The following is an 18427-nucleotide window of genomic DNA, read 5'->3' as shown; positions in this document are numbered from 1 at the left end:
GGGCTGACCTTAGTTTTCATTTGTAGGAGGTAATAAAGAATGAAAAAGATATCCATAGCGATCGATGGTCCATCAGCAGCGGGAAAAAGTACAATTGCGAAGCAATTGGCTAAAATATTGGGGTATACTTATATTGATACTGGAGCGATGTATCGCTGTGTCGCTTACTACATGGTTCAAAAAGGAATTGATTTGAATGATGAAGCATCAATCGAACATTGTTTAAATGATGTTGTAATTGAGTTGATGCCGGATAATACAGTTCTTTTGAATGAGCAGGTGGTTACAGATAAAATTCGCAGTGATGAAGTATCCAAAGGGGCTTCAAAAGTAGCGGCTTACTCAGCTGTGCGTCATCATTTAGTGGCATTGCAAAGAAAGATGGCAGAAAACGGCGGAGCAATTTTGGATGGTCGTGATATCGGCAGTGTCGTTTTACCTGATGCTCAGCTTAAAATTTACCAAATTGCCAGTGTGGAGACAAGAGCGATGCGCCGTTATAAAGAAAACCTTGAAAGAGGGATTCAAAGCGATTTAGAGCAGATTAAAGCAGATATCGAACAGCGTGATTATAATGATTCACACCGTGCGATTTCTCCTTTAGTAAAAGCTAAAGATGCTGTGGAAATCGATACTTCAGAAATGACAATTGATGAAGTGGTGGATAAGATAATAAAATTAGTCAATGAACGATTGGAGGAAAGTACATGTCAAGAGCAGTAGTAGCGATTGTAGGAAGTCCCAATGTTGGTAAATCAACTTTATTTAACCGTATTGTTGGAGAACGTATTTCGATCGTTGAAGATACACCGGGAGTAACCCGCGATCGAATTTATGCAAATGGAACATGGCTGACACGTTCATTCCGTTTGATCGATACAGGCGGAATTGAAGTTGCCGGACAAGATTTTGGTGAACAGATCAAAATGCAGGCTGAAATTGCGATTGAAGAAGCCGATGTGATTGTGTTTGTCGCAAATGGACGTGAAGGTATGAATGCGGATGACCAATATGTAGCAAGAATGCTGCAGCGATCAAAGAAACCAGTCATTCTAGCCATTAACAAGATTGATGATCAGGCATTTATGAATAATATCTATGAATTTTATGCTTTAGGGGTTGGGGATCCAATCGCTATCAGCAGTAGCCATGGGATCGGAATCGGTGATTTATTAGATAAGATTATTGAATTATTGCCAGAAGAAGTAGATGATCATGTAGAAGGAGAAATTCGTTTTTCATTAATCGGACGTCCGAATGTCGGGAAATCAAGCTTAACAAATGCCATTTTAGGTGAAGAACGTGTTATTGTTTCAGATATTGCCGGAACAACTCGTGATGCGGTGGACACTCTTTTTGAAAAAGACGGTCAGAAATATCGTGTTGTCGATACAGCCGGAATGCGTAAAAAAGGGAAAATCTATGAAAACATTGAAAAATATTCTATTCTAAGAGCGTTAAGTGCGATTGAAAAGAGTGATGTTATTTTAGTGTTGATTGATGGAGATACAGGTGTCATTGAACAGGATCGCCATGTTGCCGGATACGCTCATGAAGCCGGTAAAGGGGTTGTATTAGTTGTGAATAAATGGGACCTTGTTACAAAAGATGAGAAAACAATGCAGAAGATGGAAAAGAAACTGCGTGAAGAATTCAAATATCTGGACTATGCACCGATTATTTTCCTATCCGCTAAAACGCATCAGCGTGTACAAAATATCTTCTCTTTGATTCAAATGGTGTATGAAAATAATCGTAAGCGTGTGCAGACAAGTGTCTTCAATGATGTGCTGATTGATGCTCAGGCAATGAATCCAACAACATCATTTAACGGTGGTCGTTTAAAAATCTATTACGGAAATCAGGTCAGCATCTGTCCGCCGACATTCATCTTATTTGTCAATGATCCAGAATATCTGCATTTTAGTTATAAGCGTTATTTAGAAAACAGAATTCGAGATAGTTTTGGCTTTGAAGGAACACCAATCCATATCATTGCAAGAAAGAGGGATTAAAATGAGCAAGATCGCAATATTAGGAACCGGAAGCTGGGCAACTGCTTTGGCTCAAGTTTTAGTGGACAATGAACATGAGGTTTTACTATATGGGATCGACCAGCATGAAATTGATGATATCAATCTTCATCATCGAAATGATAAATATTTTGCCGTAGATTTAGATGAAAAAATTAGGGCAACGAAAGATTTAAAGGTCTGTTTACAGGATGCTCAGTATGTTTTAATTACAATACCGACACAATTTGTTCGTTCTGTTTTAGAAGAAGTAAAAGCGGTATTAGATCATAAAGTCATCATCGTTAATGCTTCAAAAGGATTTGACAATACAAATAATATGCGAATGAGTGAAACTATTCGCAGTGTGTTGGGAGAAGATCAGCGTCATGAAGTAGTATCATTGATTGGTCCCAGTCATGCCGAAGAAGTCATTCTTCGTATGTTAACGGTTATTTGCTCTGTTTCATTGGATTTAGAGATTGCCGCAGAAGTGCAACATTTATTTTCTAACGAATATTTCCGTGTGTATCGCTTAGATGATGAAATAGGAGCGGAATATGCAGTTGCTTTGAAAAATGTTATTGCTGTGGCTTCCGGTTGTGCGGCAGGATTAGGCTATGGGGATAATACCCGTGCAGCGCTGATTACGCGCGGATTGGCAGAAATGGTGCGTTATGGAATGGCAAAGGGCGGTAAATTCGAAACTTATTTGGGGTTAACCGGAATCGGTGATCTTGTAGTGACCTGTTCTTCTATTCATTCCCGCAACTTTCAGGCCGGCTATGAAATTGGAAAGACACAGGATGTAAAAGGGTTCATGGAGCATAATACAAAAACAGTGGAGGGGATCCGAACCTGTAAAGTTGTTCATGATGATCTCATTCATTATCCGCAGATTCAAATGCCGATTATTGATGCGGCTTATGCGGTACTCTATGATGGTGCGAATCCTAAAGATGTCATTCGTTCATTAATGTTAAGAGATTTGAAACAAGAGTTGTAACAAAAATGGTGCCCCTACATAGATTAGAGTGGGGGTATTCTAATATGAAAAATAATCAGGATCAGTTTTTAAATAAAGTGGCAAGTAAAACAAATGTAAATAAAGATGATATTTTAAATTTAGCAAATTCTTTTCAAACAAAAGATCTTTCTTCCGAAAGCAATCTTCGTGAATTGATTCAGCAGGTATCACGATTATCTGGACGTGATGTTTCAAAATCGAAAGAAGATCAAATCATCAGTATGGTAAAAAATGATAAAATTCCAAAAGATTTTATGAATAATTAGCCAGTCTCCTTATAAGAGACTGGTTTTTATCTATTTATTGGCATAGATTGGTTCTAAATTCTATTCAATTTCATATATTTTTGTGAAATGGAGGAATTAAAAATGGACCAGATGATAATGGATATTGGTAAAAGAACAAAAGGAGATATTTATTTAGGTGTAGTCGGTCCGGTAAGGACTGGGAAATCGACCTTTATAAAACGTTTTATGGAACTGGTGGTCATTCCTTTTATCAATGACGAAGATGAACGTCGCCGTGCCATTGATGAACTGCCGCAGTCAGGACAGGGAAAAATGATTATGACCGTGGAACCAAAATTTGTTCCTAATGTAGCGGCAAAGATTAAAGCGGATGAAGATTTTTTTGTTAATGTCCGATTGGTAGACTGCGTTGGATATGTCATTGATCAGGCAAAAGGATATCGTGATGAAAATGGAATTCGTTTGATTAAAACACCATGGTTTATGGAAGCTATTCCGTTTGATGAAGCGGCAAAGATCGGAACACAAAAAGTAATTCAAGATCATTCTACGATTGGAATAGTAGTCACTACAGATGGAAGCATTACCGACATTGATCGTGATTGTTATGTTGAGAGTGAGGAACAGGTCATTGAGGAATTAACAGCGATTGGAAAACCGTTTATCATTATTGTGAATACTACGGATCCACATAGCTTTAATTGCGAAAGCTGCGTGAGTCATTTAAAAGAAAAATATGATGTCCCTATCCTGCCAATGAGCATTGCCGATATGACAGGGGACGATATTCAAAATATTTTAAAACAATCATTATATGAATTCCCGGTAACGGAAGTAAAGATCAATGTGCCTAAATGGGTAGCCGTATTGGATAAAAGCCATTGGTTGAAACAGGATATTGACAATAGTTTAGTAGAATCATTAAGTGAGATTCATAAATTAAAAGATGTTAAAAATGTAATTAGTAAGCTTTCTTCTTTCAATTCGATTGAAGAATCAAAGATCGTCGATATTAATACATCAACCGGAAGCGCTTGTGTGGATATTCGCATTAAGAGCGGGTTATATAATGATATTCTTAAGGAAATTCTTGGTTCTGATATGATTGATAAAGCCGAATTTATTAAATTGCTGCAGCAGCTGGTAATGGCGAAAAATGAGTATGATCATATTTCCAGTGCTTTAAGCATGGTACAGCATACTGGTTATGGTTTCGCATTACCGGATTTGTTAGATATTGAACTTTCTGAGCCGATAGTCGTTAAACAGGGACCACGTTATGGTATTAAAATGATCTCAAAAGCCAGCACTATTCATATGGTTAAGGTAGAGGTAGAGAATGCCTTTGAACCGATTATCGGATCAAAACAACAGGCAGAAATGTTTATTGATTACTTGATGAAAGAACACAGCACCAACCCGCAAGCCATTTATGACTGTGAAGTCTTTGGACGAAAACTTGGGGATGTAATCAGTGAAAGCATGAAAATGAAGTTGGGAACGATCCCGGAAGCAACCTGTCAACGTATTCATGATATTCTTTCAAAAATCGTGAATAAAGGAAAAACTAACGTCATTGCGATAGTCCTTTAGTTGATGCGTTTTTTGACGAATTTTATTGAACTAAAGCATGAAAAATGGTATTATAAACACGTTCAATATTCACGTATGGAGGTTTTGAAATGAATAAGAAAGAACTTGTGGAAGCTGTATCTGTTAAAAAAGAATTAACGAAAAAAGAAGCAGAAGACTTAGTAGATACAGTGTTTGATACAATTACAGATAGTTTACTAGAGGGGAATAAAGTATTGATTTCTGGATTTGGTACTTTTAAAGTAAATCATCGCAAAGAAAGAAAAGGTGTCAGTCCAAAAACAAAAGAAATCATGACAATTCCAGCTTCAAAGACTTTAACATTTAAACCTAGTAATCGTTTGAAAGATTCAATGAACAGCTAAGATGCATCTGATGCATCTTTTTTATTATTTGCAATATATTGTTCATAATAGTAGTGTATAATAGATTCGAGGTGAGAGGTATGAATTATTATATGTTTGGTTACTTTCTATTATTTATTGGGGTTATTTTAACAATGGGAGCGCAAATGAAAGTTCAAAGCGCTTATGGTAAATATAGTAAAATCCCTTCAAGCAGCGGACTGACCGGCTATGAAACGGCTCGACGCATCTTGGATCAGAATGGATTACAGGATGTCGAAATTAATGCTGTTAATGGAAAATTGAGTGATCACTATAACCCTAAAAATAAAACTGTGAATTTGTCTCGTGATGTGTATAATGGGCATAGTATTGCTTCGATTGCTGTTGCGGCCCACGAATGCGGACATGCTATTCAGCATAAAGTGGGATATCGTTCATTGGTTTATCGTAATGCTTTGGTACCTTTATTTAATGTGTCACAGTGGGCAGGGTATATCGTTTTATTTATTGGTTTTGCTATGGGTGAATTAAATATTGCCTTATTGGGAATTGGCTTGATTAGTGCTATTTTGTTATTTCAGCTATTAACCTTACCGGTTGAATTTAATGCATCAAGCAGAGCATTGGAAATTTTAGATACCGGGATGATTCCGACAAGTGAAGTAGGTGGTGCAAGTCAGATGCTGTCTGCGGCAGCGATGACGTATGTAGCAGCGGTAGCCGCTTCATTATTATCCATCCTGCGTTTGCTTTTAATGGTATTAGGAAGTTCAAGAAGAGATTAATCCTTTATATCTAAAGGATTTTTCTTTGCGCCTAAAATATATTGGTGTATAATAAAAGGCGGAGGGATTATGAAAAAAGGAAAATTTTATGTGTTACTCATCACGTTATCCGTGATTTTAATTTTTATCAGCGGGTTCATTTATTTTTTTCATGAACCCTATAACAGAGCTGAAAACAAAGTTTTGAGCGCAAAAAAAGAAGCACTGGCAATGAATAAAATCGAATCATTTACAGAATTTGTTCAATATAATAGTCAGGATATCTATTATATCGGGCAGGATGAAGAAAATGTCTATGTGTTTAACAGTGATTACTTGATGGTAAAAAAAGAACCGTTAGAGACTATTCAATTAGATTTAATAAAAGAACGCCTAGCTGCAGATTATAATGTTACAGATTTCAGCACCTTAGAATTAGGATATGAAAATAAAATGCTTAGTTATTTATGTCGCCAGAACTTGGGTAATGTTACTCAGTATATCTACTTAAATGCACAAGATGGCAGTGAAATAAAATTTTATGAATTAGGGAAGTAATAAAGATGGATGTATTTTTGAAGGAACATAATTTAATTGATTTAAAAGGACTGGCAATTCTTAAATATAAAGCATTGGGATTAAATGACAATGAAATTTTGATTTTGCTTTTAATTATGACATTACAAGCTTCCGGTCAAAAAGGAATTAATTATGAGATGTTAACGAACTATGTGCATTTAGATGATAAAGTGATTGATAGTGTACTGGTGGGACTGGTAAATAAAAGGATGATTAATCTGATTGGTACATCGATCTCCTTGGATGCTTTTTATAAACGGCTGGTGTTTGATGCTCCTGTTGAACAAGTGGAGAAAATGGATGGCATTAATCTGGTAGAAGCATTTGAAAATGAATTTGCTAAAGCCTTAACTCCGATGGAATTAGAGACAATTAAGAGTTGGAAGCAAAGCGGCTACAGTGATCAATTTATTTTGGATGCATTGAAGGAAGCAGCTTTAAGCAATGTACATTCATTTCGGTACATTGAAAAGATTTTGATCAATTGGTCACAAAACGGGGTTCGCCGATCTGGGGCTGAACCGATTGAGCCAAGCGGCAACGAAGAAGAATTAGTAGAGTATAGGTGGTGGGAAGAAGATGATTAAACATAAATTAGATTTAATATTGAATACACTCGATGAAATGTTTCCGGATGCCTATTGCGAATTGGTTCATCATAATGAGTTTGAATTATTGGTGGCTGTCATGCTGTCTGCTCAGACAACCGATCAGAGTGTGAATAAACTGACAAAAAATTTATTCGAGAAATATAAAGGACCAGAAGATTTTGCCCAAGCGCCATTAGCACAGATTGAAAAAGATATTAAAACAATCGGATTATATCGCAATAAAGCAAAATCATTACATAATATGTCCATTCAGTTATTAGAGCAGTTCAATGGAGAAGTTCCCCATACAATCGAGGAACTAACAACACTGCCGGGTGTAGGCAAAAAGACTGCCAATGTTGTGGTGTCAGTCGCTTTTGGTCAGCCGGCATTTGCGGTCGATACGCATGTGGAAAGGATTTCGAAGCGTTTAGGTTTTGCAAAATGGGATGATTCAGTATTAACCGTAGAAAAGAAGCTGATGAAAGCTATCCCGAAAGATCGCTGGATCAAGGGACATCATCAATTTATTTTCTTTGGTCGTTATTTTTGTAAAGCGACCAATCCAACCTGTTATGAATGTCCTTTATATGATATCTGTAAGGAACCTAAGCGCAAAGATATAAAAATGAAACATATGAATGAAAAATAAAACGTTTTTTTATAGGATAAAAGGCAGATCATTTTTCTGCCTTTTTTTCTATTATTTATTTATTTATTTGTTTTCGCTTTTTGTTTAACCACAAGATAACGAATGCAATACCGGATACTGTAATAGTATGGAGCCATACATTCACAGGACTCTCATCCGCCGTTTTAACTGGTCCTAATTCCTTAGTGGGGATGATTTCGATATCATTCTTTGGGTTAACGGGCTGAGTTGGCTTTATTTCAGGTTGTGAGATATCGATATCTTTTGTTTCAGCGACTAATGCATACAGTGAGAATTGGTCAGTGCTGAATAATAAAGTATTATCATCTTGAAGTATCAGTGGGATCTTTGTAATTTCATTTTTGTGAGATCGTATCATATGAAATTGTTTATTCCATGTTTCTGTTCCTTCCGCTAGCTTAACCCTATAGGTCAGTGGTTTGCTGAACTGTTTAATCTCACCTAAGATCTCACCTTCATTCGTGATGAGCAGAATACTAAAATCGAAATACTGAAGAATATCTGTTTTACCGGATTGATTTGAGAGAGAGGCATCAATCTGATTTCTAATATCAGGAGATACAGAATCATTTGAAAGATGCTTCATTACCACTTCGGTAGTGATGGATTTTCCGGCGTTCATTGCTGTTTTAATGGCAGTAAGTGTCGTATTGTCTATGATATCCGCAGAGATTTCTTTATCATTTGAAAGATCTGTTAGGATTGTATTGACATCATTTGTAATGACTGTTTGAGAAAGAGTGTCATAAATTCCTGTTTGAATAACCTCGGTTGGTCGAGTAGGATCTATAGGCTGAATATTTGGCTCTTTGATTTCATAGACTGATACCTCACATGAGGTACTGAGATTGCCGATAGTCGCAGTAACGGTAGCCTTTCCATTTGTATGAGTGATAAGGGTTCCGGAGTTATCAACGGTTGCAATGCTTTCATCGGAAGAACCCCATGTTATTGTTTTATCTGCTGTCGTATCCATGGGTAAAATTTCTACCTGTAACTGCTGTGAGTCCCCCTTTTCAAGCAGTAATGTTTTTTTCATTGTGATTTCTGTGATAGGAATTTCTTTATCAACAGTTAAGGTAATGGTTTTTTGTGCGTAGATAGTCGTACCGAAAGAATACATGTATACGGTTGTGGTAATCTCGGTCTGTCCCTTTTTATCTTTGCTGCTCACAAGCCCTGTGCTGTCTACGGCAGCAATACTTTCGTCGCTTGACGTATATTCGATTTTTCGACTGCTGCCAAGGGATTCATCCTGAGGCAGCACAGCAATTTGCAGCTGACATTGAGATAATGTCGGCATCGTTATATTTTGCATATCGATATCGATGACCTTAACATCACCGGTCACAATAAAAGCTTTATTTGTCTTTGAGTCGATGATTTTACCTGTGAGTCTAGCAGTTCCTGTTCCTTTAGCGACATAATACACTTGATCTTCGCGTTCCTCGATCGCTACAATTTCATTATGATCACTCGTCCATTCCACTTTTGGTTTATTTTCCCCATTAAGCAAGGTGATCGTAGGGTTCAATGCCTTTTCTTTAGTTGAACCACTCAAGTATAGTGAACTGAACGAACATTTGAAATCACCGATACTTTGCTGGGTTTCATTCATATTTTCATCACAGACAGAAGTTATGATGACATTTGGGTATGTGCCTCCAGATATCTTTGATAGAGGGAAGTCCGCTGCCCAGTAATTTTTCGATAAGTCTACGCTCCCTTTATTGTATCCGCATCGGACTGCCCAACCGCTATTTCCGGGCAAAGCATTATTTCGGACAATGTAATTATAGTTAACTCTCATCGGTACGGCAGGACTTACACTTCCTTTTGGAAGATATATCCCATCTCCTTGACTGGTGAGTGAACCGGCTCCATCAGCTCCGTCCTGATTCCAGTCTATAATTGAATTGCCAAGTATATTAAGCTCTGATTTCACAATTAAATTTGATATTTGAATACTGCTGTGATTGATATAACCTATATAATTATCATTTATGTCTACTTTATTAGCAGTAAGAGAAATATAAATTCCGTTCGCAGAATTATTACCTTCTCCAATGTTGCGGATATAGTTGTTTTTTATTTTTATTGAATCAATCGTTTCATTACTGGCAGCATTGATGTGGATTGCAGAGTTTTGGTTATCAGCAATATCGGTGATCACATTATTGAGGATTGTCATACTGCCCGTAGTGTTAATTGGGGCTCCCCAGCCTATCATATTAATTCCTTTTTGTTTAAAGGTAAAGCCGTTGATTTCTAAGGAATCGGCATTTAAAAGACCATTGACTTCAATACCGCCTGTCAAGATCGTTTCATTACCCGTTCTTTGATTTTGATCAGCAACCGCACTGACATCCGCCTGTGCACCACGTAATATAACGGTTCTTGATAGTTGCTTTTGGGAATTATTAAGATTTTCTATTTTAATAGACTCATTATAGGTTCCTGCGGGGATATCAATCGTGCCTACTTCTCCATCTCCGATAGCGTCAATAGCTTCTTGAATGGTGGCGTATTCTATGGGTATCGTTCCCTTATTAAGGATAATTCCCCCAGCTGCATGTACAAAATTTGTAGTCAGCAGCGAGGCGAACATTGTTCCCGTCAGTAAGATCACCCAGCAGATTCTGAAAATTTTTTTAATGTTATACTTGTGTTTCATGATTTAATATGACCTCCCATTTTAAATAATCATCAATTATTCTATGTATGATATGATGTAAATATATAGGATAAACGCAGAAAAAAGGGGATTTCATCCATCTCGTAGTACGTGTCGTCTCGCCTTTTTAATAAGATCTCTGATATATTTGTCATTCTAATATAATCATACTCTTAGAATAATCTTTTCACAAGGAGATTGTCACAAGTTTATCATAAATTAATAATTGAAATGTCCGCTATATAACGTAGTTTTAGTAAAATTAGTTTTTTTATAATAGAAGCGTATATTTTCAATAATAAAAAAGCAGAAGGGAGAATCCTTCTGCTTAACTGCTTGGCGTTTGCGTATTACCACCGCCGTTTTGATTATTTCCGTTGTTGTTGGCATTGTTCCCGCTGTTTCCACCATTATTGGTTGTATTATCATTTCCCCCCGTTGAGCCGTCCGGAGTTTCAGGTGTTGATGGGGTCTTTTTTGTATAATAGACATTGATTACTGAGCTTCCGTCAGCAGCAATTTTGATTGAAGTAGGATTTGCAACTCCGGTGTTATAAGCAGCATCCTGATATTTCTTGATATCCGGAGTAATAGTTGCACCGATCGTTCCGGTTCCTTTTTCTGATTTGAATAAAACATCGTCCTTGTAATAATTGATAGTGTATTCTGCCGTTTTTGGTTTGATTGTTACCGTTACTGATTTCTCTGATGAACGAATCGTCAATGCTTTAGAACGTGTATAGAATCCAACAATAACAACACTCTTTTCTGGAGTGTAATTTAATTTAAATTCAGGTGTTTCGCTTGTTTGACTATAAAGAACAGCACCGGTATCCGGGTCACGCACCTCTACACCGTAGATCGCATCTCCGTAGATATTGACAACATTTTTGTCATCAGCTGATTTATCATAGGCTCCGAATTTAACGTTTAAGTTATTCGCTTCCCCAGTAACATCAAATGATGTTAAAGCAGCAAGCTGGCTTGCCAAACTATAATCTTTTGGCATATTGCTGTTTTTAAACCATGCGGTAATCACACTGTCTGATGGGGTAGAAGAATCCGGCTTCATATAAGGGGTAATTCCTTTTACCATCGTTGATTGAGAAACACCGCTTGGCTGTGTATAACTGTTTACTGTCGTACCATTTTGGATATGATCGATCAGCATGGCTCCGATCTTGCTGCCAAAATTGGTTTGATCATAACTTAGATAATAACCGTAGGTAGAAGCAATGCTTCCCGGATAGCCGACCCATACAGAAACGGCTAAATCTTCAGTATATCCTTGGAACCAGCTGTCTTTATTTGCTCCTTCAGGAATGCCAAATTGAACTCCTGAATCTCCCCAGTCACTTGTACCGGATTTTGCAGCAAGGTTATAATTAATGTTTGTTCCGATATATTGCGTTTTTGCGAAAGTCTTTAATACTTGCTGGATCATGAATGAAGATTCCGCAGATAATGCCTGAGTCGGTGTAATAGAATTGTGAATATCAATTTTTGTTCCTGTATCTTTTAAGACAATATAATCGATTGTATGTGGCTGAATGTAATTTCCGTTATTGGATAAAGCCGCATAGGCACCGGCACCTTGAACTGGCGTGATTCCATGATCCCAAGATCCGATCGAATAAGTTGTATTGAAAGATTCATCACTTAAATCAAAACCGAATCCTTCTACATATTTTTGGTATTGAGTAAGATCTATCTTTTCGAGAACCTTATTAAAAGTATGAATTGCAGGTAAATTCAATGAATTACGAAGTGCTTCCTGTAATTGTACTTCACCACCTGATGAGAAATCCCAGTTGTTGATTTTGTGTCCTTCCGGAGTGGTATACGGTTCATTGGACACACTTTGACCGGTTGACCAATCTAAGAATTCAAAAGCGGCACAGTAAGAGATGATTGGCTTTAATGAAGAACCCGGCTGATGTTTTTCCAATGCATAGTTGATTGGCGCAGTTTCAACCGCTTCACGTTCCGGTGTGGTTACACCGGTGTAATGACGTCCGCCGATTACAGCGATAATTTTTCCGGTATGTGTATCTTGAACACTGGCACCAAGTTCCAAGTTGTCATCATAGAAGTTAAAGAGCTCACCAGAAGCAATGGAATCCGCATAAGACTGCGCATCTGGATTCATAAAAGTATGAATTTCCATCGGTGTTTCCAATGGATCTAATCCGGCAAGTTCAGGATATTTTCCTGAGTTGGCCAACTCGTAATATTCAGAAAGAACAGTGTCCGTATAACTTGCATAATTTGTATAGTCAGTATCGGCATTAGCACTTTTCTTTAATGTGTTTTCAATTTTAATCTGTTTGGTAGCATTCATTTCATCTTCTGAAATGTAGCCATGGCGATACATTAAATCTAAAACCGTATCACGTCTTTTAGTTGCGTCTTCAAGGTGATAATAAGGATCGAAGGCATCCGGAGCATTTAGTGTTCCGGCTAATAAAGCGGCTTCCGGCAAAGTTAATTCAGAAACATCTTTATCAAAGTAATATTTACTTGCAGCTTGAATCCCGATGGTTTTGTTCCCACGACCAAATGCAATCTTATTTAAATAAAGTTCCAGTATTTTTTCTTTGTCTAATTGACTGTCTGCCTGGATAGCGAGATAAATCTCACCAATCTTTCTCTGCCAACGATTCGTATGTTCGTCAGGATAGTAAGATTTCTTGATTAGCTGCTGAGTAATCGTAGATCCTCCGCTGGTAATATCTCCGGCTAGCAGGTTTCCAAATGCTGCTTTGATGATACGAGGCAGGTCAAATCCGTTATGATCAAAGAAACGTGAATCTTCCGTTGCCACAACAGCATCCACTAATACTTGCGGTAATTGCTCGTATGTAACGTTTTCTCTGGTTCCGGCTTCATCGTTCCCCCACATTCCCATGCTGCCGCCTTCGGCATCATACATTTCTGTTGCTTCTTGAGAAACGAGTTTTTCGATGCTGAACGTATCGGTTGATTTGATAATACCATATACGAAATAGATTCCATATCCAATCACGGCAACAACGAGAACACTTAAAACACTGAAGATAATGCGCTTATTTCGCTTTTTGTTTGCTGCCTTATCTACTTTCTTTGGCTGACTTCGTCGTCGTCTGTTATTTTCATTTGGTGTATTTGTCATTTATTTTTCCTCCTTAAAAAATACTTCATCCACAATCTTTAAATAATCCAGCCGAGGTCGAAATCCATACTGGATACGATATCCGTTTTGACTGATTTCTTCATAAGATAGTGATTTCTTTTTTGATGAGTTGTATTTTTCAATCATATAATCTGCCCGAAGCAGATAAACCTCACTTAATTTTGTAAAAGCCATCACGATAAAAGCAATGCCGCCATGTCTTAACACTTTATCCAAGTGCTCAATCTGATGGGGGTGGATATTTTGAAAGGGAAAGCTCATCTTGTTGATTTCTTTCGCTTCAAAGTCAATATATTTTCCCTTATATATACCATTGTAATCTGTCGTACTCGGAATCTTGAAATAGGCTTCAATGATCTTAGCAGAACTGCGCGATGGATAATCCACCTTCACGATTTGGATCGGTGTCGGCTTTTTATGAATGACTGCCTTATCAAAAGTGAGATAGTATTCATTGGATTCATTAAGATCTTGTTCCAACGAATAACCGCGGTGTCTTGTATCTTGCTTTAAGGCAGATACAGGTTGAGAAATGTTTTTTTTCATCCCATTTGGATAGTTTACCATTTATTATCACCGCTTCTATTATACTGTTTTTTTGAAGGGATTAAAAGTAATTTATATAAAATGCGCTTTTGTATTGCTTTTTTGTTCGTTATTTGTAAAATATAATATAAGGATGTGATAGAATGGATTATAAAATACAGTTAACTCCGAAAAAGATATTAAACAAGGAGTTTAAAGTTGATTTTAAAGGATATAACTCTGCTGAGGTAGATTATTTCTTGGATACGATCTTAGCAGATTATGAAAATTTTGCGAAGATCATTGAATTTGCCAATAAAGAATTGGAAGAACTGGAAAATGAAAATAAAAAATTAAAGGAAGAAATCGCACAGTTATCACGTGATAAGAGTGTCGCAGAAGAAAGTGTTCAGAATTTAGAAGAACAATTATCACCGCAGGTGGATATTTTAAAACGCCTTTCTTTACTGGAAAAAGCCGTTTTTGGCAATCGAAGTGCAGAATAAGGCTTGCATTCAGAATAAATTTAACGTAAAATAAGAACGCTCATGGAAGATAATCGCTGTAAAACAGAGGAAAGTCCAGGCTCGCACAGTCTGTGATGACTGTAGTGATTGTGCATAACGAATCAATAAGTTATGGCAGTGCAAACTGACGACAGGCCTAAAACCTAAACGCAAGCATGGTTGATAAGCCGTAAAGTGCCACAGAAACTATACCATGTAGAAATACAAGGATGAAAAGAGGTAAACTCCGCAAGCGAGAAACCCAAATTTGGTAGGGGAATCAATACAGAGGAAACGAACGATGTATTGGACATAGCAATATGTAGATAAATGATTATCTGAAAAACAGAACTTGGCTTACAAAATGAGCTTTAAACTGGCGATTTGCCAGTTTTTATTTTACAGGTATAAATAAAGGGAAGATTACATATAAATAGATAGCCTTTCAAAATTTAATAAATAATCACTCAAATCGATAAATTTTTACAATTAAGATGATTGTAATTGCAGATGATTATGCTATAATTATACTAAATGTAAGATAGTGCAGTTAGGAGGAATAATGTGGAGGATTTAGGAAGAAAACTTCTTGAAGAACGTCAATTAAGAAACATCACATTGCAGGATATCAGCGCAGCGACGCATATCTCAGTAGGTGTCTTAAAAGATATCGAAAGCGGCAGGTTTGATAAATATATCGGTGATGAAGAATATATAAAAAAATATATTAAAAAGTATGCAGATTATTTAGGGATTGAATCAGATGAATTGGTGGATACCTATATTACGCTGACTCAGGAGATTAGTCTGACGAAAATAAAGGAAAAAGAAGAAAAGCTGAAAGCGGAGCCTAAAAAAGCACCGGCAACGAAAATCACTAAACCTGCTTTTACGAAAGCACCTAAAGTTTATGATAACCATGGCGGCAGAACCTTTGTTAAATATACGATTATTGTTGCGCTGTGTTTATTAATCATCTTTAGTGTCTGGTATGCCTTAAAGTTATCAAGCAAAGATAAGGCGGGATTTGATAATCAGAATCAGAATCATATTTCTGGAACTCCTAATGTTGATGATAATGAAGATCCGGTGATTCCACCTGCCAAAGATAACAAAGATGATGAAAAACCAACGGATAAAGAAACACCAAAAGTGGAAATGACGCGTACAGCGGCGAATCAGTATTCGATTAAATTGCCTTCAGACAGTGAAACATTCACAATGAAGATTGAATTTGTCGCATATACTTGGTCCTCAATGCTACTTAACGGAACGAACTACAGTAATTTTGCTGGAAAGGCTTATAATAGTGCAAATACAGCAAATGACAAAAACGCCACCCCGGAAACAGTGGAGCTGACTTTCAATACTAAAGATGTGAATACCATTGTTTTAAGCAACGGATATAATTTATATCACCGTTACTATATTAATGGTGAAAAACTTGATATCCCTGAAAGTGATCAAAGCGGTAATTACGCAGATGTCACATTTACATTTATAAAGGAGTAGTCTATGAATTTGCCTAATAAACTCACTGTCTTTCGCATGCTTTTAGTTCCGGTTATCATCGTTTTATGTATTTTTCCTATCGGTGGCAGCTGGAACCTTTGGGGACAGGTTTTACCTATTAATCAATTTATCGTAGTGATGCTGTTTATTGTGGCATCACTTACTGATTTTTTAGATGGACAGATTGCTAGAAAACAGAATATTATCACGACTTTTGGGAAATTTATGGATCCGATTGCTGATAAATTACTTGTCAATTCGCTGATTATTATTTTAGCGTGTACCAGCAAGATCCATATGATTGTTCCTTTAATTATGATTTCTCGTGATCTTGTTGTTGATGCGATTCGCTTACTGGCAAGTCAGAATAATGTAGTGCTGGCAGCCAGTCAGTTGGGAAAAGCAAAAACATTTACCCAAATGTTGGGAATCATCTTTATTTTATTGAATAATATTCCTTTTTGCTTTTTAGGAGTGCGCGTTGATCTAATAACCATGGCAGCGGCAACCATGATTTCTCTCATCTCCGGAATTGATTACTTTATGAAAAACAGACAGTTTATTTTGGAGTCAATGTAATGAGAGATTTGATTGATAAGCTCGTTGAAAAGAAACTGACGATTGCCAGCTGTGAAAGTTTTACGGTCGGTCAGTTTGGTGCCGGGTTAGGCAGTGTATCCGGTGCCTCCAATACATATAAAGGAACATTGGTCACTTATCAAACGATGATTAAAACAGATGTTTTAAAAGTAAACCGCCAATTAGTAAATGAATACGGTGTAGTCAGTGAAGCTATTGCCAAAGAGATGTGTCTTAAAGGAAAAACTTATTTTACTTCGGATATCTGTGTGTCCTTTACCGGGAATGCAGGACCGGAAGCTATGGAAAATAAACCGGTGGGACTTATTTATATTGGCATTAATTTTTTAGATAAAATTACTACCTACGAGTATCATTTGGTAGGAAGTAGAGCCATGATTCAAAAACAGGCAGTACATATTGCGGAAAAAAAGCTGCTTGATATGTTAGGATAATAATAAAAAGAGAAGAATGATTTAGATGGGAGGATATTATGGCAGAAAAAACAAAGAAGACGGATAAAGCTGAAGCAGGCGAAGAAAAAGCCTTGGATGAAGCGATTAAGCAAATAGAAAAGCAGTTTGGAAAAGGATCGATCATGCGTTTAGGTGATCGTGCTGATTTAAGTGTGGATGTGATTCCGACAGGATCATTAACTTTGGATTTAGCGTTAGGTATTGGCGGGTATCCCAAAGGACGTATCGTGGAGGTTTATGGACCTGAATCGAGTGGAAAAACGACTTTGGCTTTGCACGCTATTGCGGAAGTGCAGAAACAGGGAGGACGTGCAGCATTTATTGATGCAGAACATGCGATCGATCCCGTTTATGCTAAAAATTTAGGTGTAGATATTGAACAGTTGATTTTATCTCAGCCAGACAGCGGAGAACAAGCTTTGGAAATTACTGAAACCTTAGTTCGTTCTGGGGCAATCGATTTGATTATTGTCGATTCAGTGGCGGCATTAGTGCCACAGGTGGAATTAGATGGGGAGATGGGCGATTCTCAGATGGGGCTGCAGGCACGTTTGATGTCTAAGGCACTGAGAAAACTTTCAGGATGTTTAAATAAATCTGAATGTACGATCATCTTCATTAATCAGTTGAGAGAAAAAATCGGGGTTATGTTCGGTAATCCGGAAACAACAACCGGTGGACGTGCGCTTAAATTCTATTCTTCGATTCGTATTGAAATCAGAAGAAGTGAAGCGATTAAAAACGGTACCGAGATTGTCGGAAATAAAACCAATATTAAAGTCGTGAAAAACAAAGTGGCGCCGCCATTTAAAACCGCAAGTGTAGATGTTATCTACGGTCAGGGAATTTCTAAAGACGGAGAAGTGTTGGATTTATCGGTTGAATTAGAACTTGTTGAAAAGAGCGGAGCATGGTATTCGTATAAAGGTGAAAAAATCGGTCAGGGACGTGAAAATTCAAAACTGTATATTAAAACACATCCGGAAATAATGGAAGAACTGATTAATGGTATTAAATCAAAAATTATGGGTGAAGAAGTCGTAGAAGAAAAAATAAGCTAAAGAGACTGCGGTCTCTTTTTTTGCTGTGAAATGGCAAACAAAGTCTTCATAAGGGGATTTTCATAGAGGTCAAACGGTAAGAATAGAAT

Annotated in this window: 18 protein-coding genes and 1 other RNA gene; 16 read left to right on the top strand and 3 right to left on the bottom strand. The window is 37.2% G+C overall.

The genetic code is table 11. From position 1 onward, the window contains the following. Window positions 1-39: 39 nt before the first annotated feature. The 10 genes from cmk to nth all read left to right on the top strand — a co-directional run bounded on the left by cmk (window position 40) and on the right by nth (window position 7812). Window positions 40-723, top strand: a complete 684-nt coding sequence (gene cmk, locus ACLRVU_RS12950) for a (d)CMP kinase (RefSeq protein ID WP_412892166.1) — start codon at window positions 40-42, stop codon at window positions 721-723. Beyond that, window positions 708-2015, top strand: coding sequence for a ribosome biogenesis GTPase Der (der, locus tag ACLRVU_RS12945; protein WP_147553255.1), 1308 nt, complete (start codon window positions 708-710; stop codon window positions 2013-2015). Before cmk ends, der begins: the two co-directional genes overlap by 16 nt. Before the next feature lies 1 nt (window position 2016). Further along, window positions 2017-3018 (top strand): NAD(P)H-dependent glycerol-3-phosphate dehydrogenase, encoded by a 1002-nt coding sequence (locus ACLRVU_RS12940; RefSeq protein ID WP_412892165.1) that lies wholly within the window; start codon window positions 2017-2019, stop codon window positions 3016-3018. A gap of 44 nt (window positions 3019-3062) precedes the next feature. Next, window positions 3063-3305 carry a stage VI sporulation protein F gene (locus tag ACLRVU_RS12935; protein ID WP_412097117.1) on the top strand — a complete coding sequence of 81 codons (243 nt, stop codon included), beginning with the start codon at window positions 3063-3065 and terminating at the stop codon, window positions 3303-3305. A gap of 102 nt (window positions 3306-3407) precedes the next feature. Next, window positions 3408-4880, top strand: coding sequence for a stage IV sporulation protein A (spoIVA, locus tag ACLRVU_RS12930; RefSeq protein WP_412097118.1), 1473 nt, complete (start codon window positions 3408-3410; stop codon window positions 4878-4880). 89 nt (window positions 4881-4969) lie between these two features. Further along, window positions 4970-5245: an HU family DNA-binding protein gene (locus ACLRVU_RS12925; RefSeq protein ID WP_041138522.1), complete on the top strand. Its 276-nt coding sequence runs from the start codon at window positions 4970-4972 to the stop codon at window positions 5243-5245. Window positions 5246-5325: 80 nt separating this feature from the next. Continuing rightward, window positions 5326-6012, top strand: a complete 687-nt coding sequence (locus ACLRVU_RS12920; protein WP_412892164.1) for a zinc metallopeptidase — start codon at window positions 5326-5328, stop codon at window positions 6010-6012. A gap of 69 nt (window positions 6013-6081) precedes the next feature. Next, complete coding sequence (locus tag ACLRVU_RS12915; protein ID WP_412892163.1) at window positions 6082-6549, top strand: hypothetical protein; 468 nt, start codon at window positions 6082-6084, stop codon at window positions 6547-6549. A gap of 5 nt (window positions 6550-6554) precedes the next feature. Then, window positions 6555-7157 (top strand): DnaD domain-containing protein, encoded by a 603-nt coding sequence (locus ACLRVU_RS12910; protein WP_412892162.1) that lies wholly within the window; start codon window positions 6555-6557, stop codon window positions 7155-7157. Then, window positions 7150-7812, top strand: coding sequence for an endonuclease III (nth, locus tag ACLRVU_RS12905; protein ID WP_412892161.1), 663 nt, complete (start codon window positions 7150-7152; stop codon window positions 7810-7812). Before ACLRVU_RS12910 ends, nth begins: the two co-directional genes overlap by 8 nt. Before the next feature lie 55 nt (window positions 7813-7867). Here nth and ACLRVU_RS12900 read toward each other — a convergent pair whose 3' ends face one another. The 3 genes from ACLRVU_RS12900 to recU all read right to left on the bottom strand — a co-directional run bounded on the left by ACLRVU_RS12900 (window position 7868) and on the right by recU (window position 14246). Next, complete coding sequence (locus tag ACLRVU_RS12900; RefSeq protein ID WP_412892160.1) at window positions 7868-10507, bottom strand: Ig-like domain-containing protein; 2640 nt, start codon at window positions 10505-10507, stop codon at window positions 7868-7870. A 328-nt stretch (window positions 10508-10835) separates the two neighbouring features. Continuing rightward, window positions 10836-13658 carry a transglycosylase domain-containing protein gene (locus ACLRVU_RS12895; RefSeq protein ID WP_412892159.1) on the bottom strand — a complete coding sequence of 941 codons (2823 nt, stop codon included), beginning with the start codon at window positions 13656-13658 and terminating at the stop codon, window positions 10836-10838. Then, window positions 13659-14246 (bottom strand): Holliday junction resolvase RecU, encoded by a 588-nt coding sequence (gene recU / locus ACLRVU_RS12890; RefSeq protein WP_412892158.1) that lies wholly within the window; start codon window positions 14244-14246, stop codon window positions 13659-13661. 122 nt (window positions 14247-14368) lie between these two features. On the opposite strand from recU, the gene gpsB reads away from it, so the two are divergent. The 6 genes from gpsB (at window position 14369) to recA (ending at window position 18338) form a co-directional block, all read left to right on the top strand. Then, the gene (gene gpsB / locus ACLRVU_RS12885; RefSeq protein WP_147553232.1) at window positions 14369-14710 is read left to right on the top strand and encodes a cell division regulator GpsB; all 342 of its coding nucleotides are present in this window, start codon (window positions 14369-14371) and stop codon (window positions 14708-14710) included. Between the two features lie 40 nt (window positions 14711-14750). Further along, window positions 14751-15073: RNase P RNA component class B (gene rnpB / locus ACLRVU_RS12880), an RNA gene on the top strand. Window positions 15074-15274: 201 nt separating this feature from the next. Next, window positions 15275-16222, top strand: coding sequence for a helix-turn-helix domain-containing protein (locus ACLRVU_RS12875; protein WP_412892157.1), 948 nt, complete (start codon window positions 15275-15277; stop codon window positions 16220-16222). Between the two features lie 3 nt (window positions 16223-16225). Further along, window positions 16226-16801, top strand: coding sequence for a CDP-diacylglycerol--glycerol-3-phosphate 3-phosphatidyltransferase (gene pgsA, locus ACLRVU_RS12870; RefSeq protein WP_412892156.1), 576 nt, complete (start codon window positions 16226-16228; stop codon window positions 16799-16801). Further along, window positions 16801-17256, top strand: coding sequence for a CinA family protein (locus tag ACLRVU_RS12865; RefSeq protein ID WP_412892155.1), 456 nt, complete (start codon window positions 16801-16803; stop codon window positions 17254-17256). The genes pgsA and ACLRVU_RS12865 overlap by 1 nt, the downstream gene beginning before the upstream one ends. A gap of 38 nt (window positions 17257-17294) precedes the next feature. Further along, window positions 17295-18338 (top strand): recombinase RecA, encoded by a 1044-nt coding sequence (gene recA, locus ACLRVU_RS12860; RefSeq protein WP_147553223.1) that lies wholly within the window; start codon window positions 17295-17297, stop codon window positions 18336-18338. Window positions 18339-18427: the final 89 nt, after the last annotated feature.

It is taken from the genome of Beduini sp. (assembly GCF_047239305.1).
Taxonomy (GTDB): domain Bacteria; phylum Bacillota_I; class Bacilli_A; order Erysipelotrichales; family Coprobacillaceae; genus Beduini.
The sequence above is the reverse complement of the archived record's forward strand: the minus strand, read 5'-3'. Positions and strand labels throughout refer to the sequence as shown.

Coding starts and splice junctions, on each gene's coding strand:
- cmk (WP_412892166.1), top strand. CDS start 40: ATGAAAAAGATATCCATAGCGATCGATGGTCCATCAGCAGCGGGAAAA.
- der (WP_147553255.1), top strand. CDS start 708: ATGTCAAGAGCAGTAGTAGCGATTGTAGGAAGTCCCAATGTTGGTAAA.
- ACLRVU_RS12940 (WP_412892165.1), top strand. CDS start 2,017: ATGAGCAAGATCGCAATATTAGGAACCGGAAGCTGGGCAACTGCTTTG.
- ACLRVU_RS12935 (WP_412097117.1), top strand. CDS start 3,063: ATGAAAAATAATCAGGATCAGTTTTTAAATAAAGTGGCAAGTAAAACA.
- spoIVA (WP_412097118.1), top strand. CDS start 3,408: ATGGACCAGATGATAATGGATATTGGTAAAAGAACAAAAGGAGATATT.
- ACLRVU_RS12925 (WP_041138522.1), top strand. CDS start 4,970: ATGAATAAGAAAGAACTTGTGGAAGCTGTATCTGTTAAAAAAGAATTA.
- ACLRVU_RS12920 (WP_412892164.1), top strand. CDS start 5,326: ATGAATTATTATATGTTTGGTTACTTTCTATTATTTATTGGGGTTATT.
- ACLRVU_RS12915 (WP_412892163.1), top strand. CDS start 6,082: ATGAAAAAAGGAAAATTTTATGTGTTACTCATCACGTTATCCGTGATT.
- ACLRVU_RS12910 (WP_412892162.1), top strand. CDS start 6,555: ATGGATGTATTTTTGAAGGAACATAATTTAATTGATTTAAAAGGACTG.
- nth (WP_412892161.1), top strand. CDS start 7,150: ATGATTAAACATAAATTAGATTTAATATTGAATACACTCGATGAAATG.
- ACLRVU_RS12900 (WP_412892160.1), bottom strand. CDS start 10,507: ATGAAACACAAGTATAACATTAAAAAAATTTTCAGAATCTGCTGGGTG.
- ACLRVU_RS12895 (WP_412892159.1), bottom strand. CDS start 13,658: ATGACAAATACACCAAATGAAAATAACAGACGACGACGAAGTCAGCCA.
- recU (WP_412892158.1), bottom strand. CDS start 14,246: ATGGTAAACTATCCAAATGGGATGAAAAAAAACATTTCTCAACCTGTA.
- gpsB (WP_147553232.1), top strand. CDS start 14,369: ATGGATTATAAAATACAGTTAACTCCGAAAAAGATATTAAACAAGGAG.
- pgsA (WP_412892156.1), top strand. CDS start 16,226: ATGAATTTGCCTAATAAACTCACTGTCTTTCGCATGCTTTTAGTTCCG.
- ACLRVU_RS12865 (WP_412892155.1), top strand. CDS start 16,801: ATGAGAGATTTGATTGATAAGCTCGTTGAAAAGAAACTGACGATTGCC.
- recA (WP_147553223.1), top strand. CDS start 17,295: ATGGCAGAAAAAACAAAGAAGACGGATAAAGCTGAAGCAGGCGAAGAA.